Raw genomic sequence first — 23,850 nt, 5'->3', positions numbered from 1 at the left:
CTTGGAACTTAAAAAGGATGTTGTTTTGTTTAAAAGTGAAGATAGCTTCCTAAAAGGGATGAAGGATTGTTTACCAACCGTTCTTGGTTATTTAAGCATCGGTTTTGCAGCAGGAGTTGTAGAGAAAACGGCGGGGTTAAGCCTTTTCGAAATTGCACTCATGTCTTTACTTCTTTATGCCGGCTCAGCGCAGTTTATTGCAGCAGGGATGTTGGTTTCGGGAGCACCGATCATGTCTATTATTTTGACAATATTTATTGTCAATCTTAGGTATCTCTTGCTAAGTGCAGCACTCGCTCCGCATTTCCGTCATTTAGGTGCATGGAAAAATACGGTACACGGATTTCTGCTAACGGATGAAACGTTCGGTGTTGCTGCAAGTTATCTGTCGGATAAGAAATATGCAAGCAACAACTGGATGCTTGGATTAAATTTGACGGCTTATTTGAATTGGACATTAGCGAATGTATTAGGAGGATTGTTAGGAAAATGGATCCCTCATCCAGAGGCATTTGGGCTCGATTTTGCATTGCCGGCAATGTTTATTGGACTGGTCGTATTGCAAGTTATTGCTCGTTCTAAATTACGTATGGATTTGCTAGTTGCTGCAGGTGCTGTTTTATTCACTGTTTGTGCAAGTTTTATTGTTCCAACAGGGATTGATGTAATTTTGGCCACAGTTGTGGCTGCAGCTTTAGGGGTGGTGATAGAAAGATGGAAGTAAGGCCGGAAGTGCTCTTAATTATCATCGGAGGGGCGATTGTGACTTTAATACCCCGTGTTTTTCCTATGGTCGTCTTAAGTAAAATGAATATACCCGATTGGGGGCTGCGCTGGTTGAATCACATACCAGTCGCCATTATGGCTGCATTGATAGCTAAGGAACTGCTTCCTTTAGGTGAAAATAGTGAATGGGAGCCAATGCGGTTATTGGCAGCAGCTGTTTCCCTCGTTGTTGCCATCTTCACCCGAAGTCTTCTTCTTACAGTAGGGGCCGGTGTAGTCGCTTTGTTTCTATTAGACACATTTTTATAAGTTAATATTCTTAGTAGTTTATTAGAATTTGAAATTATAGCTTTAGTAAAAATAATGACGAGCATGTTTTGATCAATCTTTTTTCAAAACATGCTCTTTATTTTTACTTAAGAATTCTTAAGAACTTTTACCACTATTTCTTTAGGTTTGAACTGTATTCTAAAAAACATTAAATACATTCAAACTTATGGAGTGATCAACTCATGAAGTCTTTTCTTTTTCTTTTCCAATATTTATTAAACCCAAGAACTATTGGGGCTATCTTGCCAAGTTCAAAGAATCTTGCGCAAAGAATGATGGATCATATTGATTTCGAAACTGCTGAATATATCGTTGAATATGGCCCAGGAACTGGAGTCTTTACTGATAAAATCATCGAAAACAGAAGACCGCATACAGTTGTGTTGCTGATTGAAAGTAATCAGGAATTTTGCAGGCTGTTAGAGGAAAGGTATGAGAACGAAGAGAATATATTTATTGTAAATGGTTCTGCCGAGGACACCGACAAATATTTAAATGAATACGGAATCCCTTATATTGATTATGTGGTCTCAGGTTTACCTTTTGCGAGTTTGCCTAAAAGTGTATCAAATACTATTTTAATAAAAACAAAGAGACTGTTGAGTGATCATGGGAAATTTATTACTTTCCAATATACTCAATTCAAGAAAAGATTCATTCAACAATATTTTGAGCGGATTGAAATTAAGAGGGAGTTTCGAAATATACCCCCAGCCTATGTATTCTCATGTAGCAACCAGTCAACTGTTTTTTGAAATGGATGGTGAATGGATATTGAATGGGAAGATTTTAATAGTGGATGATGATTATGAAATTCGAAGATTAATATCAATCTATTTAGGAAATGAGGGCTTTCAAACACAAACAGCGGGCGATGCGCTTGAAGCATTGAAATGGTTGGAAGAGGATGAGTTTGACCTTATTATTTTGGATATCATGATGCCGAAAATGGATGGAATCGAGGCATGTTTGAAAATAAGGGAAGAACGGAATATGCCTATCATCATGCTTTCGGCTAAATCGGAAAATATTGATAAAATTCAAGGTCTTTCCTCTGGTGCAGACGATTATATCACCAAACCATTTAACTCAATGGAACTAATGGCAAGAGTTAAATCCCAGCTTAGAAGATATAAAAAATACAATGTGGATGCAGACAGCAATAAGAGCGTCATTGAAATTGGCGACCTTATTATCAATACAGATACACGACAAATATGGGTGAGGAAAAAAGAAGTGAGGCTTACACCGAAGGAATTTGATATTCTTGAACTCCTTGCCCGTAATAAGGGGATTGTCTTGAATGTTAGCCGGATTTACGAAGCTGTATGGAAGGAAGATTTCTTTAAATCGGATAATACCGTGATGGTTCATATTACAAAAATAAGAGAAAAAATTGAGGAGGACCCTAAACATCCTATTTATATAAAAACTGTTTGGGGAGTAGGCTATAAAATATGAGGGTAAAACGGTTTTGGAATAAGATAAGTATTAAGCTCCTCATCGCTATTATTATAAGCTTTGCCATATCACTTTTCATCGCATATATTATTTTATACAATCTTAACCGTTTTCATTTATTACCCCCCAACCGGCTTAGCGTCGATCAATACAATCTCATTGTGAATACCTTGACCGTTGTTGTCATTTTATCTTTTATCATAAGTTTTCTGTTAATCATCAGGAATAAAATAAAATATTTAAAATTAATCACCAGCAGTGTCCAAAATATTGCCAATGGAAAACTAGGTTCTACCATTGTGATTAAAGGGGATGATGAGTTAGCTCAGCTATCAAGAAATATTAACTTAATGTCAAAGGAACTTGAAAATAAATTTGAACATGAGAGGCAAATAGAAAATGCCAAAAATGAACTCATTACTAATATTTCACATGATCTGCGGACCCCATTAACATCGATTATCGGTTATTTGGATTTGCTGCGAAAAAAAGAATATAAAGATGACGAGCAATTAACAGATTATGTAGAAACGATTTATTCTAAATCACAGGAGCTTAAATCACTGATCAACGAACTTTTTGAATACACTAAACTAACAAGCCCTGATATCAAATTAAACCTTACTGTCATAGACTTAGGAGGTCTATTGGAACAGATAATCGGGGAATACATTCCCATTTTCGAAAAGGCAGGGTTACGTATTCAGAAATCAATCCCTGTTGAAGATCTTCTCGTAACCATGGATGTTGAAGAAATGGTCCGTGTGTATGATAACCTCTTCATGAATGCAAAAATATACAGTATAAAACCCTCTTTTATAAAGATTAATCTTGATTCAGACGGAAAAAATGCGTTTTTGTCGATTTCCAATCAGGTAGAGGAGCTTCCAGTTGAAGATGTGAATCTATTATTTGAACGTTTTTATCGGGGGGATCAAGCTAGAATAGAAGATGGAGGGGCAGGTCTTGGGCTCGCGATATCAAAAAGAATTGTTGAGATTCATGGTGGAACCATAACAGTGGATTATAAAGCAGGATGGCTGACCTTTATTATTGAACATAGACTGAAAGAGTAGTAGCTTACGGGAACATTATTTCCTGTAAGCTGTTTTAATATTTAACTGCACTTCATAATCCTTAAGAATTTTTGAGACTTTTTCTTAACCTTTTTTGCTTACGATAGATTTGTAAACAACAGCAGGTAGAGGAGAATGTAAGATGGGGAAGAAAATATTTTTAGTTTTTATATGGGCTATATTCATTTATTTTCTTAAACAAAATCACTTATTATCAATTGATATAGATGCGTTAAAGCAATTTATTTCAGGATATCCGAAATACACATTTTTCATTTTTATAGGATTATGGGTATTCAGACTTCTGATTTTCTTGCCGGGATCTACTCTTATGATTTTAGGGGGAATTTGTTTAGGTCCAACGATTGGCTTTACTCTGTCTATGGTAGGTATGGTGATAAGTGAATCATTGGTTTTTATGATGGCTAAAACCTTTACCAGTGCTAGGATTAACCACTATTTAAATGTAAAACAACCTCGACTGAAGGGGCTGCTGGAGACATATCATTATAAATTTTTGGCATTGGGTGTTATTTGTCCGATTTTACCGACAGATGTAATTTGTTATTTATCAGCATCAATGGGAATCAGTTATCCATTGTACCTTTTAACCATCATCATTTCGAATATTCCTATGATGGCATTGTATAGCACCTTGGGCGGAAGTTTTGGCGAATCTGTTTCCGGGATTGTGGTGAGTATCATTATGATTGTAGGAATTACCGCTATTTCTTTAAATATCTTAAAAAAACTGAAATCTGAGGCAAATTCACAAAACGGTTAATCACTTTTTGTACAGTGGTGTCTATCTGTAGATATACTTAAGAGCAAATCAGAAAAAGAGCCGATTTATGGTTTTTGTTATTGGGTTCTGGTGAAAAAACAGCCGTAAGAGCGGCTGTTGCACAATTAGTTTGCTAGAATACTAATTATTTTCACCATACCCGTTTCAGAAAGTGACATCACTTGTTTTTACATTTTCAATTTTTTGTTCAGATCTTATTCCTCCATAATTCAATTGTGTCATTTTTATTCTATATTAGCGGGTGAATGAATTTTCTGAAATATGGGTATTGACGGTAAATTTAAACTATGAATAAATGTGAATGAATAAAAATTTAATTCATTCAGGGGTTGATTAATTGAAAGATAAAAAAGCAGAGATGTTTAATTGCGCTAGGGAGTTATTCTACTCCAAAGGATTTAAAGATACAAATATTTCGGATATCACAAAAATGGCGGGGGTAGGGGTAGGGACTTTCTATAACTACTACGACTCAAAAGAGAAGTTGTTCTTGGAAATTTACGTAAAGGAAAACGAAAACATAAAAAAACAAATTATGGAATCTCTTGACCTGAGTCAAGATCCCGTAACGATTGTGACAAATATTACAGCACAAAACTTTAATGCTATGAACTCTAATCTTATCCTGAAGGAATGGTATAACCGGGATTTCTTTCGTGAGCTGGAGATTCATTACCATGAAGAAGAGAAAAACACTGATACTTCCATCCGTAACTTTTATGCTGAATTATTTAAAAGATGGAAAGCAGAAGGGAAGATTAGGGGGGATATAGAGGATGAACATATACTCGCCATATTTGATTCTTTATCCTATATCGATACTCATAAGGAAGACATTGGGATTCACCATTTTCCAAAGGTCATGCAATACCTAGTGGAGTTTATCATGAAAGGATTGACGGATTGATATTTCGTTCGAATATGAATGAATAAGAAAAATATTCATTCATTTTTTGGAGTTATATTACTTCGTTATCTGGTGGGTATACAACGGACGTTTTGCGAGGATAGAACAAGAGGTTAATTTCCTCGCATGCCAATTCTCATACGGTGCACATTTTCTACAAAGCATTTGGAGGTAAGTCTTGAACCTAGTATCTTAGAAAAGAGTTGCTAAAATTATAATGGAGGTTTAAATATGAAGCGAACAGTGGAAATTGTATTAAACATCATTGGAGCTGTAACAAGTTTCATCATGGTTGTAATCGGTTTTGTTTTCTTATACCTCAAAGATAATGAAGCATATCTCGAATATTTACATTCAAAATGGAGTGAAAGCGCAGTAGCTAATACACTCGATCAAATGAATCAAGCAGGAACATTGTGGATTCTCCCCGGAATTATTGGCATTGCGCTAGGGATTATTGCCATAATTTTGTTAAAAGTAAATGGTAGCCCGAAATTAACAGGATGGTTACTTATTATAGTATCGGTGGTGGTTTGTATTATTTCGGTGTTCGGATACTTTCCTGCCCCGTTCTTTGTTATAGCTGGAATATTAACATTGGTTAGAAAGCCAAATGTAAAAAAGAAACAAGAAATGAGAATGTAAGGGCTGATATAACAACTTCTTAAAAGCCACCCAAATGATTGAATAGAATCGTGCTATTCTGGAGTAACGAAAAAAGTCCAATTACCCAATTTCACTGAGAAATTGGGCTTTTTAATATTGTAATTTCCTTAACGTTGTAAATCCGTATTTTCCTGACGCTACCCCACTTCGAAGAATTTCGAGTTTGCCTACAGTCTTTTTTTTAATAAAATAAAAGAAAAATAGGTGGGAATGAAAATGTACATTTTAATTGGGCTAGGTGTCTTCTTTCTAATCATTCTAGTTATGTTATGGCTGTTACCATTGAAGTATCAAAAAATTGAATGGATTGAGACAAACGCAAAAATTATTGAAAGTGGATTTTCACATCGGACAGTGGGCAATGAGATTACGTATGCAAGCGGGGAATCACAGCGAAGAGTAAAGTTAACAGTGCAATTTTCATCATTACAAAATAAACCAATCACCGTCACGAACAAAGTGTGGACGTATACGAAGAATCGTTCTTTCTTTGAAGAAGGAAAAAGGGTAACGATTCTTTATAATAAAAAGAAGCCACAACAGTTTAAACTCAAATATCAAATATAGGAGGTATCTATATTTCAGATTCAAGGATTTAAGAAATTATCTTAATTCTTACCATGGGATTGATTTAGAAAAGGAGAGGTCTAATTTATGAAATTATCAAAATCTCAATTATTGGCCTTAAAGCATATTACAAATCACGCAAGAGATAATAAAAACGAAGCTAGAGTAACGATTAACCATATCCTTAAAATGTCAAACATATCAAGTCAAACTTTTGAAAAGGCTGTTGAGAATTTAAAGAATCACACAATGATTGGGTTACACTTTCACCCTGACCGTCCAGATTTATCTATGAAAACTGTGGCCGATGCCCTTCTAGAGCAGGGGATCTATAAGAGTCAGTTTGAAACCCGTTTATCAAATGGAAGTGTATCTGCTTATCCTGGTGGTGAACGGGACCTCTGGGAAAAGGAAATGTTTGGTGGAGCATACCAAATAGAGGGGGCGTCCACTGACCTACGTCCTAAGTATGGAGCATTAAACTTAATGTTACATTCAGATGGTCCCGCACCGCGTTTTGGCTCATGTTATTTTTTACTATCTCCTGAAGTGTCCAAACGTTCAACATACACCTACTTAGATTCACATCAAAATCCAAAAGAAAAAGGAACTTTCGAAGAGTTTGACCTCATTTTGTCTGCACTATTAGAAGAAACATTCACAAGAGATTTTGCAATCGGCGAAAATAATCTAACACCTGTAAGATTAATAAATCATCTGCTGTTCAATCTTCAAAAAGGTTTAGAAAACCCAGCAGAGAGAGAACCAAACCGTAATCTTAACCACTATATTGAAGCTCAGATTCATGGGGATATATCACTTAAAGAAGACGTAGAAGTGCTTGTTGCAGATCCATCATTCAAAGGTACTACTGTAGGGAAAACTTTAGAAAATATGTGCCTTAAATATTCAATTGATCTTTATTGGCATAAGGGCTTTCAACTAATGGTTGAAGAAGTTCCAGCAGATTTTAGAGGTCCAACAATGCCATTATTAGCAAAACGTATTGCGAAAAATAATTATATTGATGCGAGTATAATAGGAGCGGCTGTCATGGACTTGAAACAGAATCCAAAATCTTGGCTAGATCGTGGATCAATTGAAGAGGTCCTTCAAGAATTAAAACTGCTGTGGCATGTTTTAGTTAGATATGGTCGTCCATTTAGTAACTAACTAATAGAAGTGTTTAACTGAGCAAGGAATAAAAAAATTGAATAAAAAACTGGAGGGAAATTAATGTTAATCGGGCATATCAGGGAAATTGTCCGCCATCCCGTGAAATCCTTTTACGGAGAGAGCGTACAGAAAACAAGGGTAATGGAATATGGATTGTACGGAGACCGTAGCCATGCTTTTTTAGATGAAAAAAGACCAGGGAAATTTTTAACCATTACGCAATTTCCAGAAATGGTTCGATATAAATCAAGATTTGTAGGGGAAGAGCTAGAAAAGGCGTATCCTAAAGTCGAAATAATGACACCAGAAGGTAAGATTTTTAATTGGGGTGATGAAGAATTAACGAAAGAAATCGAAAACAAATCTAAACGAAAAATTTCCCTTGTTACATATTCACCTTCGAATGTACCTTTAGGAGTAATTGAAGAAGAACACCTTCAGCTTGTAACGGACGCTTCATTACAAAAGTTGAAACAAATTTGGGGAAAAACAGAGATAGATTATCGACGTTTTCGTCCAAATTTGCTTATATCATTAAAGGAAAAACTACCGTTTGTAGAAGAAAAATGGTTTGGCAGACGTGTTAGAATAGGGAATGAAGTGGAGATAGAATTAAAAAGGCATTGCGAAAGATGTATGATTATAACCGTTAATCCCGAAAGTGCAGAAAGAGATTCGACTTTGCTTAAAACAGTTGTAAAAGAAAGAAATAATCATTTTGGTGTTTATGCTTCTGTCATAAAAACTGGTGAAATTCATGTGGGTGATGAAGTTCTTCTACTTGAATGAAGTTTTGGTTTGGCAAATAAAAGCGAAATAATTAACAAAAGACATTTAAGTAAAAGACGTCACTCAACTAAGAACAATAGTATGGGACAATAACCCAAACTCTTTCATAAATTTACTTAAGGAAGTGGTGTAAATGGCACGTGTGTTATTTATTAATTGTGGATCAGAAGGACATATAAATCCAACTATTGGAGTTGTCCAAGAGCTTATTTCGCGCGGCGAAGAGGTAGTGTACTTTACGATAGAAGATTTTCGGGAACGTATTGAGAAAACGGGAGCAACTGTACGAACAATTGACAGTCAAAAATTTATAAAAGCCTTTATCTCAGGTGGAAGAAATTATTTACACGAAAGAATCAATGGTCTTTTAAATACGGCAGATATCGTCGTACCTAGTGTTCTTGAACAGATCAAAGGAGAGCATTTTGATTACATCATCCACGATTCCATGTTTGGTTGTGGACGTTTACTGGCCCAAATCCTTAAGCTTCCCGCAATCAGTTCTTGTACTTCGTTTGCGGAGACAAAACCATCATTTGAGAATATGTTGGAACAGCTTTCTAAAAAAATTCCTACAGAAATAGGTAAACCGATATTCGATGAATATCAAAGACTTACGGAAATGGTGAAAGAAAAATATGGTGTGGAGATCCATTCTCCTTACGAAGTTTTTTGTAATCCAGCACCACTTACACTTGTTTATACAACTAGGGAGTTTCAACCTTTTGGAGAATCATTCGACCAAACTTACAAATTTGTAGGTCCATCCATCTCTTCACGCTTTAATCAAGAAAACATCGATCTTACTGCAATCAAGGGAAAAAGCCCCATTTACATATCACTTGGTACAGTCTTAAACCAAGCAATTGATTTCTATAAGCTTTGTTTTAAAGCATTGGGGAACACAGATTATTCCGTTGTCATGTCTATTGGGAATAAAGTTCAAGTATCTGATTTAGGGGAGATTCCTAAAAACTTCGTTGTAAAAAATTATGTTCCACAAACTGAGCTGCTAAAATACACTAAATTATTTATTACACATGGTGGAATGAACAGCACCAATGAAGGTCTTTATTACGGGGTTCCGCTCATTGTAATCCCGCAAAGCGCAGATCAGCCGATAATTGCGGGGCAAGTTGCCAAAATCGAAGCAGGTATTCAATTACAAATGCAAAGCTTGACTGCAAATCAACTGCGTGAAGCAGTCGATCATGTGTTAAACCAACCATCTTTCCATAATGCTGTTGCAAATATTAAGGAATCTTTTCAAAAATCGGGCGGGTACAAAAGAGCTGTTGATGAGATTTTCGAATTTAAGAGTCGATATGAGATCTAATTTCTCAGCTGCCATTATTGTTAACTTTTTTTGTAATGGTTACGCCAATTTCTTTTTTATTGACTTTGTTAAATGATATGTTGATATTACTAAAAACGATAATGGACCCAAAATGGGTCCTTTATATTAAGGTGAAAAATCAGCCTTGTCTTAAAATCTTATGAAACATATTTGGTTTATGTTTACCGAAAGCTTCTATTATTTCTTTTCCAAATATAGTTATACTCCTCTCCCAAGGATGTCCTAAATAACCCCACTTAAAATCCTTCTGAATAAAGAAATAGTAATCCCCATCTGGAAAAATTGGTATTGTCCATTCTCCGAATTCATCTCTTTCGAATTTTAAGTGTGGATTTACCCAATAACATTCGTGTTGCCAATCTAGTGCCAATATATATTCGTCAAATAATGTGTTCTCTTTAAATACAAGCAATGCCTTTTCTTCAAGGTCATCATAAGCATCTGACTCTCCGAAGTAATCGGAAATATCATATGTTATAAAAGGGTGTGGCACTTTAAATGACGGAAATTTAGAAATACTTGGATTAAATTTAAAATCTGTATATATCCTGTCCCAAATTTGATTGTACTCTTTGTAGGAAAACGTAACCCAGTTCTTCATGAAATAACCACCTTTCCTTTTACCATGCTGTATTTTAATAATGAGGGAGATTAATTGTTTAATATTAATTACTATGTCATCCTTATACTTGAATAAATAACAATTAAACAATATTATACAAAATATACATGTTTCCGGTAAAATACTTGTTTATTGCAATGTATCTCTGATGGAGTAATGTATTTAGTGACTTCATGTACGATCTTTGGTGAGTATTCACGAGTTTTATTAAATTAGTAGTTTTGAAAATAATCCAGAATACATTTTCGTTAAAAATATTTCGAATTATGAAATTAGAGTTATAATATAGCTGTGATAAATTTTTAAAGGAGATTTTTATGGAATTAATTACAGGTAAATTAATTATTATAGCTTTATTTTTATTGATAATAACAATGATTGAGACTCTAGCCTATTCTACTAGGATTTCAGGAGCAAGAGTGAGATTAATTGCAACCGCCGTATCTTTATTTAGTACATTAGTGATTGTTTCGAGGTTTTCCACTATGATCCAACAACCTCTTACAGGAAAACTTATTGCAGCGGTACCTGAACATTCAAACCCATTAAACTTTATTGAGGAACAATATAGAATTTTAATTTGTGTAACAACCGTTGGAGTTTTGTTTGGAATACTTCTTTTTCCAACATTTATTAATATCTTTTCAAGAGCCATTGTTCAATTATCAAATCAAAATGGTTCAATTATAGCACTATTTATTAATCATTTTAATCGTAAGGGTTTTAAAAAAATTATTATGTGTTTTAGATTACCAAGACTTACATTCCTAAAAGGAATTACCTTAAAAACGATTCCTAAACGTCTTTTTGTGATTAATGTAATCATCTCAGCCGTATTTACTGTTGGTGTTCTTTCTTCTATATATGCATCAATGCTAGTTCCCGCAAAATATTCACAAGCTGCATTATTGTCATCTGGGATAATAAATGGAATAGCAACAATTTTATTAACATTGTTTATTGATCCTAAAGTTTCAGTATTAGCAGATAAAGTAATGAAAAAACAAAGTCAATATATCTACTTAAAGAGCTACTCGTTGACAATGGTTAGTTCAAAATTGTTGGGTACAATTGTGGCTCAGCTTCTATTTATCCCTGCTGCTTATTATGTAGCTTGGTTTGCTGAGATGATTTAAAGAAAATTCTTATTCAGGTAGCCAGGTGGGTATCAAGTGGTAGTTCAGTTTTTGTGGAGCAATATTGGACAAAGAGAGTTTGGCGGACACTAGTTCCTTTATTTTCTACAAAATGGGTTAATTTATTATATTTACGGACATAGATTCCGCTATTTTGTCAAAAAGCAGCAGTTTCCTTGTATTTTTTCATAAATAGAGTACTTAGTGTCCGCTGAGCCCTTAAATTAGGTCATATAATAAAAATAGCGGATTTATTGTCCGCTTATGATATTAATTTATTAATTTCTTCACCTCAGGAGCGATAATTCTTTGTGTTATATTTGTTCATTTGTATTCGAGTTATTTGTTATGTTTTTAAGTTTTTCTCCACATTATCGGAATCACTTGTTCTTCAAGTAAAGTCCTCTTTTTTGTTGAAGTAAGGAAAAAAGATCAGTGATAGAAGGTCTTTTATTATAGCAAAAATGATGCAATTTAGGTAAGAGGTGAAGCTAAATGAGTCCTATGCTTTTCGTTATTATCCACATATTGATTGGGTTAGTATTAATATATTTTTACGGTAAATTACCAAAAGGATTGACGACATTTGCATTTGTATTTTTAATTATGAGCGTTATATATTTTGGTTCTGTTTATTTGAGAACATATCTGTGACTTTTTAAAGGCAGTTTCTAAAATTAAACCTTATGTACGTAAGTATTATCAGTATTACCAATAAAATGTGATTAAGATCAGGTTTTACGATTCATGGATGGATATCAGAACAGCGTATTCAATATGTCTTGTATGAATTGTTATGATATGATTCAATTTTTATTAAAGAGGTGGGGTTAATGATATTAGTGAGTTCCTGTTTAGCAGGGTTAAAAGTCAGGTATAATGCTACGCACTGCTTAGATAATAGGATAAATAAATTAGTCGAAGAGAATAAAGCTCAAACTATCTGTCCTGAATTGCTTGGAGGATTTTCAACCCCAAGGGAACCTGCTGAAATAGTAGGTGGAGACGGAGAAGATGTACTGGATGGAAAGGCTAAAGTTGTTGAGAAATCTGGTAAAGATGTAACCGAACTTTACATAAAGGGAGCCTATGCTGCATTAGAAATAGCTCAAAAAATAAATGCAACATTAGTTGTTCTCAAGGAGAATAGTCCATCCTGCGGTAGTTTAATGATTTACAATGGTGAATTTAAAGGTAAAAAAATTGTTGGAAATGGAGTTACTTCTGCCTTACTTAAAAGAAATGGAATACAAGTGATATCAGAAGAACAATTTGTGGAACAAACGGTAGATTTGCTTGAATAAGCACCAACACCTTAGTTAATTCTCTAAATTAATAAAAATGCCAAAAGCCCCTATTATAAACGAAAATAGGGCCTTTTTTTATATAAGGCTCTTTTCGTAAACTTTGTTGCTTTTAGACATATTAATAAACTGTTAATGCAAACTTCTAATAAATAAGTAATGAATAAAATTTACGAAAAGATGCCCCGTCTACTATATTTTGTACGGATATATTTTCACATTCGAAAAACAACAATCTGTGCGAAAACAGCCTTATTTAATAATTATTGTTTATCTTGAAAGTACTACAATATAAAAGTTAAATTAGCATATTGTTATATTTAATTTAGTATGCTAATATCTGTGTAAGCGATTTAATTGAATATAATACAAGTTATGTTGGCGTGTTACTGGTAAAGCAGGCAAGACCGAAATAATTTGCACTTTTTTCCTTATGGGGGAAGTTGCATCTTATTTTGGTCTTTTTTTTGTCCCATAACTTAGTGTAAATACCTTATAAAGGAGAAAGAAGATGGATTATAAACAACTAGGTAAAGACGTACTAAAACTTGTTGGTGGCAAAGAAAATGTATCCATGTTAACACATTGTGCCACTCGATTAAGATTTGAGTTTTATGACTCATCTATGGTTGACGAAGGTAAGATTGAACAATTACCTGGTGTTATTTCAGTAGTAGATAAAGGTGGACAATTTCAGGTGATTGTTGGCAACGAGGTGCAACAAGCATACCGTGCAATACAAAATGAAATGGGATCTGAGAGAGCTGGAGAAGACAGCAATAAACAAGGTAAAAATAAAGAAAAGAAAAGTCTTATTTCCCGATTGATTAGCGTGATCTCTACAACTTTTACACCGTTTATTCCAGCAATTATTGGTGCTGGTATGATTAAAGCGATTTTAGCAGTACTTGTATTATTAGGTATTTTGACAGAGCAAAGTCAGACTTATTTTATTCTGAATACAGTTGCAGATGCAGCATTCTTCTTTATGCCAGTATTACTAGCGTATGGAGCTTCCATCAAATTTGAAACGAACCCCATTTTGTCCATGACGATTGCTGGTGTGTTACTACATCCAAACTGGGCGAATGTATTAGCATCTGGGGAGACTCTACATTTTATTGGTGTACCTGTTCGATTGACTGATTATGCAGGTTCTGTTCTACCAATTATTATTACAATATGGATTATGTCATATATTGAACGTTTTGCAGAACGAGTATCACCTTCTATTATTAAATTCTTTATGAAACCAATGTTAATCATGTTAATTACTGCGCCTCTAGCGCTTGTAGTTATCGGACCAATTGGAACTTATTTGAATGATTTAGTTGCATTGGGAGCTGAATCAATTAATGCGCATGCTAGCTGGTTAATACCAATGCTTATGGGAACATTACAGCCATTCTTGATTATTACCGGAACAGCTTGGGCGATGACACCTATTGCAACTACACAGTTATCAAATAAGGGATATGAAATGATCAATGGACCAGGTATGCTTGCGTCTAATATCGCCCAAGGTGCAGCAACACTAGCCGTGGCAGGAAAAACAAAGAACAAGCAATTAAAACAATTAGCTGGTTCAGCTGGTTTTACAGCATTAATTGGAATTACTGAGCCATCTTTATACGGGGTAACGCTTAAATTGAAAAAACCATTAATCGCCGCAATGATTGGTGGAGGATGTGCTGGTATTTATGCGGGTCTTTCTGGACTTGTTCGCTATGCATTTGTATCTCCAGGACTAGCAGCTATTCCGGCCTTTATCGGAAGTAATCCAATGAACATTGTCCATGCTTTAATTACAATTGTGATCGCATTTGTTGTTACTTTTGCTGTTACATGGGTACTAGGTTTTGAAGACCCAACGGAAGAAGAAATTGTTAGTGGGGGAAATGAGAAACAAGCAAAACTTGAAGATAATGAACCATCCGTTTCAACAAAAGGAGAAAAGGTAGCTAGCCCACTTTCAGGACAAGCAATTGCACTAAAAGAAGTGAATGATGATGTATTTTCTAGCGGTCTAATTGGAAAAGGAATAGCTATTTTACCAGATCAAGATGATGTAAGAGCACCATTTTCTGGAGAAGTAGTAACTTTACTCGACTCCAAGCATGCTGTTGGTTTAAAAAGTGATATTGGAGTGGAATTACTCATTCACGTAGGTATTGATACAGTAAATCTAAATGGCGAACATTATAAAGCACATGTGAAACAAGGAGACCGTGTGGAGCAAGGGGATCTACTTATCACATTTGATCGCCAAACAATTATCGATAAAGGGTATGAAGTAGTTACACCAGTCATTATTACTAACCATGATCAATTTGAAACGATTGAACTGGTTGTTGGAAAACAAGTTTCCTTTGGTGAAACAATTATAAACGTCAGATAATAGGGGGATTTAAAATGCAATATAAAGAATTAAGGCCATTCCCAAAGAATTTTCTTTGGGGGGCCTCCACGTCTGCCTATCAGGTAGAAGGAGCATGGGATGCTGATGGAAAAGGAAAATCCGTTATCGATATGATGGATCATGCAGATGGTACAGCTGGTTTTACTGTTGCCAGTGATCACTATCACCGTTACAAAGAGGATATTCGTTTATTTCATGAATTAGGGTTAAAGGCATATCGCTTTTCTATTGCATGGACACGTATTTTTCCTGATGGAGTAGGTGAAGTCAATGAAAAGGGGTTAGCCCATTATGAGGAATTGATTGATGAACTTCTTCATTATGGAATTGAGCCAATTGTTACTTTGTATCATTTTGATTTACCTTATGCCTTAGAGGAAAAAGGTGGATGGGGCAATAGAGAGACAATTGATGCGTTTGTAAAGTATGCATGCGTAGTGTTTGATCGCCTTGGCAAGAAAGTCTCCTATTGGTTAACTATAAATGAGCAAAATACACTTATTCTTCACCCAGGTGCAGTAGGTATTCCAAAAGGTGGAAAACTCCCTTCTAAAAATGATTTATATCAACAAAATCATCATATGCTTGTTGCACAAGGAAAGGTAATGGCGCTATGCCATGAAATGTGTCCTCATGCTCAAATAGGTCCTGCTATAAATATGACATCTATGTATCAAGCGACAAGCAAGCCAGAGGATGCGATCGCCGCTCATAACTGGGAAACAATTCGTGGCTGGAGTTTTCTCGATCTAGCTGTACATGGAAGATATAACCGATTATTATGGAGTTATCTAGAAAATCGGAATTGGCAACCAGTGATTGAAGAAGGAGACCTATTTGCTATTCAGAAAGGGAATCCTGATTTTATTGCCATTAACTATTACTCCACAGCAACAATTGCCGAAAGTACGGGTGATGCGAGTGATGTAAGCCCAAGGGCAGGCGATCAACAAATTATGCTTGGAGAGCCAGGAGTTTACCGAGCAGAGGAAAATCCATATGTCGATAAAACGAAATATGGTTGGGTAATTGATCCTGTAGGATTACGTCTAACTTTGAGAAAAGTGTATGAACGATACAATTTACCAATAATAATTACTGAGAATGGAATCGGTGCCTCTGATAAATTAAATGAAGATGGTACAATCCATGATGACTATCGTATCGATTTTATCAAATCACATTTGGAACAGATTCAATGGGCACTTACGGATGGTGTAGAAGTCATGGGATATTGTCCATGGGCTGCGATTGACGTTGTCAGCACGCATCAAGGATATGGAAAACGATATGGGTTTATCTATGTCAATCGAGGAGAGTTCGATATACTAGATTTAAAACGCATAAGGAAAGATAGCTTTTTCTGGTACAAGCGTGTTATAGAATCCAACGGTGTTGATGGATTGTTCCATAACGATTGAACGTTAGGAATAAAGTTGGTGATCATATGAAGGTGGAAAAAATATTGAATAATAGCCTTGTTCTTTCACAGGATGAGGACGGACATGAAGTCATTGTAATGGGAAAGGGCATTGGTTTTAAGAGTAAGCAAGGAGATCCCATTGATGAGGATGCTATTGAGAAGGTCTTTGTCCCAAATGATCAGCGTAGTAAACAAGAATATGTTCGTATTTTAGAAAGTGTGCCTAAGGAATATATCGAGGGAATTAATACCGCTTTGGAAAATTTAAAGGGCTACTGGCAAGGAGAGCTTGATGATCGATATTTCCTTATACTACTAGATCATATCGCTTTTGCGATTGAGCGAGTGCAAAAGGGGATTGTATTACAAAACAAGTTATTGAATGAGGTGCGAATTCATTATCCAGAAGAATTTGAAGCAGGTCTTGCGGTAGTAAATAACCTAAATGAGCGATTTAACGTAAATTTACCCGAGGAAGAAGCGGGGAATATTGCCTTTCACCTTGTTAACGCGAAGACAGAGGACAAAAACTTTGGTAATACTGTTTTGTCCATGAAGATGTTGAAGGACATGTTGAATCTAGTCAAATATAAACTAAAAGTCCACCTTGACTATCGATCTATGCGATACAATAGGTTTGTAACTCATCTGCAATATTTTATTCGCCGCTTTTTGGAAAATAAGCAGTTAAACACAAAGGATCTATTCTTATATGAACAATTTAAAATGAAATATCCAACTGAGCATAAATGTGCTCAATCCATTGCCAGTTACAGCAAGAATATGACTGGTCATGACGTTACCGATGAAGAAAAGCTTTATTTAATGATTCATTTGGTCCGTCTAACAACTCAGGAAGAATAGATGAAGAGCTTAAGATTTCGAACTTTTTTAAGTGAAATGACAGTAAAAGGTTAAAGATTCAAGAAGAGGATCTCTGATTAATAAACAGAGGTCCTCTTTTTTTCCACAAAAAAAGACATCTTTATTCACAAGGTAGCAGGAATGAATTGGGAATTTGTCGAAAATAAAAATTAATAAAAGGGGGAAAAGTAATGAATCAAATTAAAATTAGACCGATGACATTTGATGACATAAATATTATATATCGTGTTTTTACCAAACATAAGATTCAAAAATCATTGGATTACATTACAAAATGCTGGGAACAAAATAAATCTGGTGAAAGAATAACATTGCTAGCTTTTTACGAAGGTAACTTTGCTGGCAGTCTGCATTTACTTACAAAATCTTTCTATCCATACTTTGAGGAGAATAGCATACCAGAAATCAATGATTTTAATGTTATTCCTCCATTTCGGAAACTTGGTATTGGAAATGCTCTAATGGATGAAATTGAGAAGATCGCATTCGAAAGATATGGCGTTGTTGGCATTGGAGTTGGTTTATTTGAAAGTTATGGTAGTGCACAACGACTTTACGCAAAGAGAGGGTATATACCTGACGGAAGAGGGTTAATGTATAATCAAAAACCAGTCAGTCCGGGAAAAGAAGTTTGTGTAGATGATGATCTAAATCTCTATTTCACTAAAAAACTTTATAGTTTATAAAAGTAAAGTAGAAAGCATTGTTATTTATATTCTAAGAGTATTTATTGGTTACTACCTAACATATTAGTTGAATTGAATTCCCGGTCCTCTGACTATCATTCCATGGTAGTAACCGCTCGAGCTGAAAGGTAATGGTTTTTAATACTCCTCTTTCCGATAGAAATGGGTTGAGGAATTTTTTAACTTTTTGCTAGTTCTCGAATGATTCGACTAATTTGGTAGATTCCTTTCTTTAAGTCTTTTAATGGAGCATAACCATATGATAGGCGAAGAGAATGATTGGATTCTTGACCATAAATATTCCCTGGGTTAAGAAGGATTCCTTCAGATAATGCCTTTATGTAAAGTTCCCTCATTGAAAGTTTTGGTAGGATTTTTAACCAAATAAAAAACCCACCCTTTGGTACATCCCATGTCGCTATATCTTTAAAATGAATTTCTAAAGCCTCTAATACTATTGTTCTCCGTATTTTAAGTTGTTCTCTTACTGACTCAAGGTGTTGTTCATATAACCCACTTGTTAGCCATTCAGCAGCGACTCTTTGAGATAAAGAACTAGAACCATAGTCGGTTTGCATCTTAATATCGGATAATCGATCAATTACAGGCTCCGGTCCGACAATCCAACCAATCCTTAGACCTGGGCTTAATGTCTTGGACAAACTGCCCAGATATAATACATGTCCATGTTTATCCATTGCCTTTAATGGGGGAGGCGGCATCTCATCGATCCATAACTCCCGATAAACATCATCTTCAATCATAGGAAGTTGTTCTATTTTACATATTTGAATGAGCTCTTGACGTCGTTTTTCTGACATTAAAATTCCAGTTGGATTATTAAAACAAGGAATTGAGTATAAAATCGCTCTGCCTCGCTTGTTTTTTGATATGGAAACTGAATTTGGCAATAGGCCATGTTCATCCATCGGCAAACCTTTAAGCTGCATCCCTGCCGATTGAAACACATGCAGAGAATAAAGATATGAAGGATTTTCAAGTAAAACGGTTGATCCTCTGCGTAGAAGTCCAACTGAAATCAATTGTAAAGCTTGCAATGCTCCAGAAACTATTAAAATTGAAGAAGGTGAAACATGAACTCCAATTGTTCTTAAATAGTTGCTTAATGCTTCACGTAAAGGCAGAAATCCTTTCGGTTCTTCATATCCGAAAGCCTCCATTTTTTCAGATACCCTCCGCATGACGAGTTTCATTGTATCCAAAGGAAATACCTCTGTTGAAAGTTCCCCCTTACTTAATTGAATGAGGTTATTGTTTGATTCGGCTTGATTAATCTCTTGAACAGTCGCTTGACTCGGTTTGTGTAATCCTGATTTGACATGTTCATTCCAATCGGGTGGAGGATTTGTAGCTAGTAATGTCCATGTATTATTAACTACGATTGTGCCCATTCCCATTTTCCCCTCAATCAACCCATCTGCCATTAATTCCTCTAAAGCAGTGATAACAGTGCTTCGATTTACCGCGAACTCCTTAGCTAGTTGTCGCTGACTAGGAATTTTACTCCCAATTGGCCATTCCCCGTTGGCGATTTTCTCTTTAATATAATCCACGATTTGTTGATATTTAGGAGATTGCTTCTTTTGTTTCCCTTCGATGTTGATCATTATAAAAAATTCTCCTTCACAATCTTTTTATCTAAAGTGGTTGGGTTTTTAACTTCCTTACTGGTTGAAGACATTTTATCAAATGCTGATTAATATGAGAAATAATAAGAGGAAGCAACTATATTGGTTGGTTTCCAATTTAGCAAAAGGTGTGATTAGATGACAAAAAAATGGGATTCTCGAGTTATAGTTGCTTATAGTCTTACGATTTTTCTATGGGCTACAGCTTTTCCTGGAATTCAGGTTGGATTAAAATCCTATACTCCTGAACATCTGGCTGTTTTTCGATTACTGGTTGGTTCTTTAGCGCTTGTAGTCATTGCAATAATTACTCGTATGCGCTTACCAGAATTAAAAGATATTCCTGCGATTTTATTGCTTGGTTTTTTAGGTTTCACAGTCTATCATATGGCTTTAAACATTGGAGAGAAAACGGTTAGTTCAGGTGTTGCAAGCTTGCTTGTGTCCATGACTCCTATTTTTTCAGCTCTTTTAGCAGCTTGTTTTTTTCGTGAACAGTTTGGATTATCAAGGTGGATGGGTTCTATAATAAGCTTTTTTGGAGTGACTTTGATCTCATTTGGCACAGGGGGGAATTTTGAATTTACTAGTGAGATTTTGTTTATTCTATTAGCATCTTTTTCAGAAAGTTTATATTTCGTTTTTCAAACACGATATTTAAAAAAATATGGATTTTTTGCATTTACTACATATACGATTTGGGCAGGTACGTTTTTCCTACTTTTCTTTCTCCCGGGATTAGCAAGTGAAATAGCAAAATCATCAATAGAATCAACACTTAGCATTATGTACTTAGGTCTTTTCCCTACGGTTATTCCTTATCTCTCATTATCGTATGTTACATCACGTATAGGAGCTTCAGAGGCAACAAGTTCCCTTTACCTAACACCGGCTCTGTCATTTGTGATAGCGTGGATGTGGGTTGGAGAAATACCAACTCTCCTCTCAATGGTAGGAGGGATCATCGCACTATCAGGGGTCATGTTCATTCATATCAAGGTAGATAAATTACAAAGAAAGGTACACTTTTCTTAAATAAAAAAGCAGGAACATTCACCGAGAAGGAAATATTAAACTTTTAGCGAATTAATCTTAAATATATCCATATTCATTTTCGGAGGCAGCAGGTATGAACCCTATATTAAATCAAGTAGGAACAATATTTATCCCTGTAAGTAACGTTGAAAAAGCTCGTAATTGGTATTGTGACATATTAGGGGTACCTGCAAATGGCGAGATATTATTTGGGCATTTATATGTATTACCTATGAATGGAACAGGAATTGTATTAGACAGCAAGATTTATTCAGAGGATACTATTTTCAAAACTCCACTTTTTCATTTAAATACTAAACCCTAAAGAGCTATTAGAGTGTATTTTTATCCCTCAGGTATAGATTGATAAAGAATATATCCTTCAGAGGTCTTGGCAATTACTACTTGAGAATCAGCTTTTGCCCTGAAAATTTCTGTATTTACCGGTAACTTTGTTGACATATTCTCTTCTAGATATCCCTTCCCCGAAAATACACTATTAATCTTTCCAATACTTGAGTAATCGCTCAAATCAATATCTTCTTTTATATTTTTTACCTTTTTATAAACTGAGAAATTATGAATGAATAGGTCAGCTTCTGGATCTTGGTTAATCTCATTCCTAGCTATTGTTTGTTCAGTACTCATTTCTCGTGAACAACCCATAAGATAAAAAAACACGAAAAAAATTGTTATCATTTTAATTATCTTCACGTTTTTCACTCCCCTTATGATGTATTATATATCATAATATCTCTTTTAATTATTGGGGGATGAAAATATTGTGGGAATTTCCTATAGGTTCTCTTAAAATCTGTTATTGATTTTCTTATTAAAATAAGGAATTCGGATACTTGAATATCTTCCAGTTGTTCATTAATATTAAGTATGAACTTATTAGACCATAAAGGAGAAATTATGGTTGAACCAAATGAAATGAAAGAGCTGTATCAACAACTATTAGAAGCAGGAACAACCACAATACACGTTGATTTGCAGAACAGTTCACAGAGGGTGGTTATCTGAAGATATGAACACGGAAGCCATTGTCACGAAACTGATGTGTGCATATGGACAAACTGATAAATTGAAAGCGGTTAATGTGATTATTGAACCCTCATTAGTAAGTGGTTTAACGATTTAAGATTAGAAGATTATACATGATTTTAAATATCTTAATAGGATTTTGCGTTTAATAGAGGAGAGAGATTAATATGTCAACTGTAAAAGAACACATGCGAGTAGAGAAGGATTTTTTAGGATCAAAGGAAGTACCTGTTGAGGCCTATTACGGAGTTCAAACTTTACGTGCAGTTGAGAATTTCCCGATTACAGGATATAGAATACATGAAGAATTAATTAAAGCAATGGCAATGGTGAAAAAAGCAGCAGCACAAGCAAACATGGACATTAAACGTCTATATTCAGGAATTGGGGAAGCCATTGTGAAAGCGGCAGAAGAAATGATCGAAGGGCAATGGCATGATCAAATTATCGTTGATCCTATTCAAGGTGGAGCAGGTACATCGATAAACATGAATGTGAATGAAGTCATTGCCAATCGTGCCATCGAAATACTAGGGAAAGATAAAGGAGATTACTTCCATTGCAGTCCTAATACTCATGTGAATATGTCTCAATCTACAAACGATGCATTTCCGACAGCCATTCATATAGCAGTATTAAATCTACTTGAAAAATTGTTGAAAACTATGGAAGATATGCATAGTGTGTTCCAACAAAAAGCAGAAGAATTCAATCATGTAATCAAAATGGGTCGTACCCATCTTCAAGATGCTGTACCGATTCGTCTTGGTCAGGAATTTGAAGCATATGGACGTGTAATTGAACGTGATATGACGCGTATTAAGCAATCCCGCCAACATTTATATGAATTGAACATGGGAGCGACTGCAGTCGGTACAGGATTAAATGCGGACCCACGTTATATTGAATTAGTTGTCAAACATCTTGCCGACATTAGCGGTTTACCAGTAGTTGGTGCTGAACATCTTGTGGATGCAACTCAAAATACAGATGCCTACACAGAAGTATCTGCTGCATTGAAAGTTTGTATGATGAATATGTCAAAAATCGCGAATGATTTACGTTTAATGGCATCGGGCCCTAGAGCTGGATTGGGGGAAATTACGTTACCAGCACGTCAGCCAGGTTCATCCATCATGCCTGGTAAAGTAAATCCGGTTATGGCCGAGCTGATTAACCAAGTAGCGTTCCAAGTAATTGGTAATGACCATACTATTTGTCTTGCATCAGAAGCAGGTCAGCTTGAATTAAATGTCATGGAGCCTGTCCTTGTATTTAACCTGCTTCAGTCTATAAGTATTATGAATAATGGATTCCGTGTTTTCACAGACCACTGCTTAAAAGGGATTAAAGCAAATGAAGATCGGTTAAAAGAATATGTAGAAAAGAGTGTAGGTGTGATAACAGCGGTTAACCCTCATATTGGTTATGAAGTTGCAGCTCGAATTGCAAGAGAGGCAATTTTAAGCGGGGCTCCGATAAGAGAACTTTGTCTGAAATATGATGTTCTAACAGAGGAAGAGCTTGATTTGATTCTAGATCCGTATGAAATGACACATCCTGGGATTGCGGGTGCAGTACTGTTTGATAGAGAGTAAAATTAGTAGATAATCAATAGATGATGAATTAGAGGGTACGAAAAAATGAGTGTACCCCATATAATTATGACCTCGGGGATGGAACCGGGGTCTTTTTTATGTGTGCCAGGCATGGCAACTATCTTGGTGGTGAAAGTCCACTGTGGGGGTACACATCGTCCAACCACTAAGGAAGCGCAAGGTACT

General features: G+C 35.4%; 24 protein-coding genes and 1 pseudogene. 22 read left to right on the top strand and 3 right to left on the bottom strand.

Annotation, left to right across the window (positions count from 1 at the left end):
* Positions 1-58 precede the first annotated feature (58 nt).
* From ACQKP0_RS24510 to ACQKP0_RS24455, 12 genes are all read left to right on the top strand, one after another.
* A complete protein-coding gene (locus ACQKP0_RS24510) occupies positions 59-724 on the top strand; it encodes an AzlC family ABC transporter permease (RefSeq protein ID WP_427408452.1) in 666 nt (221 codons plus the stop codon).
* On the top strand, positions 715-1,035 hold the full coding sequence (locus tag ACQKP0_RS24505; RefSeq protein ID WP_427408428.1) for an AzlD domain-containing protein: 321 nt from the start codon (positions 715-717) through the stop codon (positions 1,033-1,035). Before ACQKP0_RS24510 ends, ACQKP0_RS24505 begins: the two co-directional genes overlap by 10 nt.
* A 203-nt stretch (positions 1,036-1,238) precedes the next feature.
* On the top strand, positions 1,239-1,811 hold the full coding sequence (locus ACQKP0_RS24500) for a class I SAM-dependent methyltransferase (protein WP_427408427.1): 573 nt from the start codon (positions 1,239-1,241) through the stop codon (positions 1,809-1,811).
* A gap of 19 nt (positions 1,812-1,830) precedes the next feature.
* Positions 1,831-2,517, top strand: coding sequence for a response regulator transcription factor (locus tag ACQKP0_RS24495; protein WP_427408451.1), 687 nt, complete (start codon positions 1,831-1,833; stop codon positions 2,515-2,517).
* A complete protein-coding gene (locus ACQKP0_RS24490) occupies positions 2,514-3,593 on the top strand; it encodes a sensor histidine kinase (protein ID WP_427408426.1) in 1,080 nt (359 codons plus the stop codon). Before ACQKP0_RS24495 ends, ACQKP0_RS24490 begins: the two co-directional genes overlap by 4 nt.
* Before the next feature lie 142 nt (positions 3,594-3,735).
* On the top strand, positions 3,736-4,377 hold the full coding sequence (locus ACQKP0_RS24485; protein ID WP_427408425.1) for a TVP38/TMEM64 family protein: 642 nt from the start codon (positions 3,736-3,738) through the stop codon (positions 4,375-4,377).
* A 358-nt stretch (positions 4,378-4,735) separates the two neighbouring features.
* Positions 4,736-5,305 (top strand): TetR/AcrR family transcriptional regulator, encoded by a 570-nt coding sequence (locus ACQKP0_RS24480; RefSeq protein ID WP_427408424.1) that lies wholly within the window; start codon positions 4,736-4,738, stop codon positions 5,303-5,305.
* 231 nt (positions 5,306-5,536) lie between these two features.
* Positions 5,537-5,950 (top strand): DUF4064 domain-containing protein, encoded by a 414-nt coding sequence (locus ACQKP0_RS24475; protein ID WP_427408423.1) that lies wholly within the window; start codon positions 5,537-5,539, stop codon positions 5,948-5,950.
* A gap of 237 nt (positions 5,951-6,187) precedes the next feature.
* Positions 6,188-6,538, top strand: a complete 351-nt coding sequence (locus ACQKP0_RS24470; protein WP_427408422.1) for a hypothetical protein — start codon at positions 6,188-6,190, stop codon at positions 6,536-6,538.
* Between the two features lie 87 nt (positions 6,539-6,625).
* On the top strand, positions 6,626-7,711 hold the full coding sequence (locus tag ACQKP0_RS24465) for a DUF3626 domain-containing protein (protein ID WP_427408421.1): 1,086 nt from the start codon (positions 6,626-6,628) through the stop codon (positions 7,709-7,711).
* Between the two features lie 63 nt (positions 7,712-7,774).
* Positions 7,775-8,503: an MOSC domain-containing protein gene (locus ACQKP0_RS24460; RefSeq protein WP_427408420.1), complete on the top strand. Its 729-nt coding sequence runs from the start codon at positions 7,775-7,777 to the stop codon at positions 8,501-8,503.
* A gap of 133 nt (positions 8,504-8,636) precedes the next feature.
* Positions 8,637-9,839: a macrolide family glycosyltransferase gene (locus ACQKP0_RS24455; RefSeq protein ID WP_427408419.1), complete on the top strand. Its 1,203-nt coding sequence runs from the start codon at positions 8,637-8,639 to the stop codon at positions 9,837-9,839.
* Between the two features lie 139 nt (positions 9,840-9,978).
* Here ACQKP0_RS24455 and ACQKP0_RS24450 read toward each other — a convergent pair whose 3' ends face one another.
* Complete coding sequence (locus tag ACQKP0_RS24450) at positions 9,979-10,461, bottom strand: DUF2716 domain-containing protein (protein ID WP_427408418.1); 483 nt, start codon at positions 10,459-10,461, stop codon at positions 9,979-9,981.
* A gap of 338 nt (positions 10,462-10,799) precedes the next feature.
* On the opposite strand from ACQKP0_RS24450, the gene ACQKP0_RS24445 reads away from it, so the two are divergent.
* The 6 genes from ACQKP0_RS24445 (at position 10,800) to ACQKP0_RS24420 (ending at position 18,335) form a co-directional block, all read left to right on the top strand.
* The gene (locus ACQKP0_RS24445) at positions 10,800-11,618 is read left to right on the top strand and encodes a lipid II flippase Amj family protein (protein ID WP_427408417.1); all 819 of its coding nucleotides are present in this window, start codon (positions 10,800-10,802) and stop codon (positions 11,616-11,618) included.
* 833 nt (positions 11,619-12,451) lie between these two features.
* Entirely contained in the window at positions 12,452-12,922 is a 471-nt protein-coding gene (locus ACQKP0_RS24440; RefSeq protein WP_427408416.1) for a DUF523 domain-containing protein, read from the top strand.
* Positions 12,923-13,433: 511 nt separating this feature from the next.
* Positions 13,434-15,320: a beta-glucoside-specific PTS transporter subunit IIABC gene (locus tag ACQKP0_RS24435; protein WP_427408415.1), complete on the top strand. Its 1,887-nt coding sequence runs from the start codon at positions 13,434-13,436 to the stop codon at positions 15,318-15,320.
* A gap of 14 nt (positions 15,321-15,334) precedes the next feature.
* A complete protein-coding gene (locus ACQKP0_RS24430; protein WP_427408414.1) occupies positions 15,335-16,762 on the top strand; it encodes a glycoside hydrolase family 1 protein in 1,428 nt (475 codons plus the stop codon).
* 26 nt (positions 16,763-16,788) lie between these two features.
* Entirely contained in the window at positions 16,789-17,628 is an 840-nt protein-coding gene (locus tag ACQKP0_RS24425; RefSeq protein WP_427408450.1) for a PRD domain-containing protein, read from the top strand.
* Between the two features lie 191 nt (positions 17,629-17,819).
* A complete protein-coding gene (locus ACQKP0_RS24420; protein ID WP_427408413.1) occupies positions 17,820-18,335 on the top strand; it encodes a GNAT family N-acetyltransferase in 516 nt (171 codons plus the stop codon).
* A gap of 179 nt (positions 18,336-18,514) precedes the next feature.
* Here the strand turns inward: ACQKP0_RS24420 and ACQKP0_RS24415 are convergent, their stop codons facing one another.
* Complete coding sequence (locus ACQKP0_RS24415) at positions 18,515-19,963, bottom strand: PLP-dependent aminotransferase family protein (protein ID WP_427408412.1); 1,449 nt, start codon at positions 19,961-19,963, stop codon at positions 18,515-18,517.
* Positions 19,964-20,122: 159 nt separating this feature from the next.
* On the opposite strand from ACQKP0_RS24415, the gene ACQKP0_RS24410 reads away from it, so the two are divergent.
* Positions 20,123-21,019 (top strand): DMT family transporter, encoded by an 897-nt coding sequence (locus tag ACQKP0_RS24410; protein WP_427408411.1) that lies wholly within the window; start codon positions 20,123-20,125, stop codon positions 21,017-21,019.
* A gap of 94 nt (positions 21,020-21,113) precedes the next feature.
* Positions 21,114-21,335: pseudogene (locus tag ACQKP0_RS24405) on the top strand (VOC family protein); the annotation flags it as partial.
* A gap of 29 nt (positions 21,336-21,364) precedes the next feature.
* Here ACQKP0_RS24405 and ACQKP0_RS24400 read toward each other — a convergent pair.
* Positions 21,365-21,667, bottom strand: coding sequence for a hypothetical protein (locus tag ACQKP0_RS24400; protein ID WP_427408410.1), 303 nt, complete (start codon positions 21,665-21,667; stop codon positions 21,365-21,367).
* A 240-nt stretch (positions 21,668-21,907) separates the two neighbouring features.
* Here ACQKP0_RS24400 and ACQKP0_RS24395 point away from each other — a divergent pair, with 240 nt between their 5' ends.
* Both ACQKP0_RS24395 and aspA read left to right on the top strand, forming a co-directional pair.
* Positions 21,908-22,045, top strand: a complete 138-nt coding sequence (locus ACQKP0_RS24395) for a hypothetical protein (protein ID WP_427408409.1) — start codon at positions 21,908-21,910, stop codon at positions 22,043-22,045.
* 188 nt (positions 22,046-22,233) lie between these two features.
* On the top strand, positions 22,234-23,664 hold the full coding sequence (gene aspA / locus ACQKP0_RS24390) for an aspartate ammonia-lyase (RefSeq protein WP_427408408.1): 1,431 nt from the start codon (positions 22,234-22,236) through the stop codon (positions 23,662-23,664).
* The last annotated feature ends 186 nt before the right edge of the window (positions 23,665-23,850 follow it).

The organism is Heyndrickxia sp. NPDC080065, from assembly GCF_050281185.1.
Classification (GTDB): domain Bacteria; phylum Bacillota; class Bacilli; order Bacillales; family Bacillaceae_C; genus Heyndrickxia.
The sequence above is the reverse complement of the archived record's forward strand: the minus strand, read 5'-3'. Positions and strand labels throughout refer to the sequence as shown.

Excerpts from the sequence above, each read along its gene's own strand:
- ACQKP0_RS24485 (WP_427408425.1), top strand. The coding sequence starts at position 3,736 with ATGGGGAAGAAAATATTTTTAGTTTTTATATGGGCTATATTCATTTAT.
- ACQKP0_RS24470 (WP_427408422.1), top strand. The coding sequence starts at position 6,188 with ATGTACATTTTAATTGGGCTAGGTGTCTTCTTTCTAATCATTCTAGTT.
- ACQKP0_RS24415 (WP_427408412.1), bottom strand. The coding sequence starts at position 19,963 with ATGATCAACATCGAAGGGAAACAAAAGAAGCAATCTCCTAAATATCAA.
- ACQKP0_RS24445 (WP_427408417.1), top strand. The coding sequence starts at position 10,800 with ATGGAATTAATTACAGGTAAATTAATTATTATAGCTTTATTTTTATTG.
- ACQKP0_RS24510 (WP_427408452.1), top strand. The coding sequence starts at position 59 with ATGAAGGATTGTTTACCAACCGTTCTTGGTTATTTAAGCATCGGTTTT.
- ACQKP0_RS24430 (WP_427408414.1), top strand. The coding sequence starts at position 15,335 with ATGCAATATAAAGAATTAAGGCCATTCCCAAAGAATTTTCTTTGGGGG.
- ACQKP0_RS24505 (WP_427408428.1), top strand. The coding sequence starts at position 715 with ATGGAAGTAAGGCCGGAAGTGCTCTTAATTATCATCGGAGGGGCGATT.
- ACQKP0_RS24475 (WP_427408423.1), top strand. The coding sequence starts at position 5,537 with ATGAAGCGAACAGTGGAAATTGTATTAAACATCATTGGAGCTGTAACA.
- ACQKP0_RS24400 (WP_427408410.1), bottom strand. The coding sequence starts at position 21,667 with ATGAGTACTGAACAAACAATAGCTAGGAATGAGATTAACCAAGATCCA.
- aspA (WP_427408408.1), top strand. The coding sequence starts at position 22,234 with ATGTCAACTGTAAAAGAACACATGCGAGTAGAGAAGGATTTTTTAGGA.
- ACQKP0_RS24420 (WP_427408413.1), top strand. The coding sequence starts at position 17,820 with ATGAATCAAATTAAAATTAGACCGATGACATTTGATGACATAAATATT.
- ACQKP0_RS24460 (WP_427408420.1), top strand. The coding sequence starts at position 7,775 with ATGTTAATCGGGCATATCAGGGAAATTGTCCGCCATCCCGTGAAATCC.
- ACQKP0_RS24500 (WP_427408427.1), top strand. The coding sequence starts at position 1,239 with ATGAAGTCTTTTCTTTTTCTTTTCCAATATTTATTAAACCCAAGAACT.
- ACQKP0_RS24450 (WP_427408418.1), bottom strand. The coding sequence starts at position 10,461 with ATGAAGAACTGGGTTACGTTTTCCTACAAAGAGTACAATCAAATTTGG.
- ACQKP0_RS24465 (WP_427408421.1), top strand. The coding sequence starts at position 6,626 with ATGAAATTATCAAAATCTCAATTATTGGCCTTAAAGCATATTACAAAT.
- ACQKP0_RS24395 (WP_427408409.1), top strand. The coding sequence starts at position 21,908 with ATGAACTTATTAGACCATAAAGGAGAAATTATGGTTGAACCAAATGAA.
- ACQKP0_RS24425 (WP_427408450.1), top strand. The coding sequence starts at position 16,789 with ATGAAGGTGGAAAAAATATTGAATAATAGCCTTGTTCTTTCACAGGAT.
- ACQKP0_RS24440 (WP_427408416.1), top strand. The coding sequence starts at position 12,452 with ATGATATTAGTGAGTTCCTGTTTAGCAGGGTTAAAAGTCAGGTATAAT.
- ACQKP0_RS24410 (WP_427408411.1), top strand. The coding sequence starts at position 20,123 with ATGACAAAAAAATGGGATTCTCGAGTTATAGTTGCTTATAGTCTTACG.
- ACQKP0_RS24455 (WP_427408419.1), top strand. The coding sequence starts at position 8,637 with ATGGCACGTGTGTTATTTATTAATTGTGGATCAGAAGGACATATAAAT.
- ACQKP0_RS24435 (WP_427408415.1), top strand. The coding sequence starts at position 13,434 with ATGGATTATAAACAACTAGGTAAAGACGTACTAAAACTTGTTGGTGGC.
- ACQKP0_RS24490 (WP_427408426.1), top strand. The coding sequence starts at position 2,514 with ATGAGGGTAAAACGGTTTTGGAATAAGATAAGTATTAAGCTCCTCATC.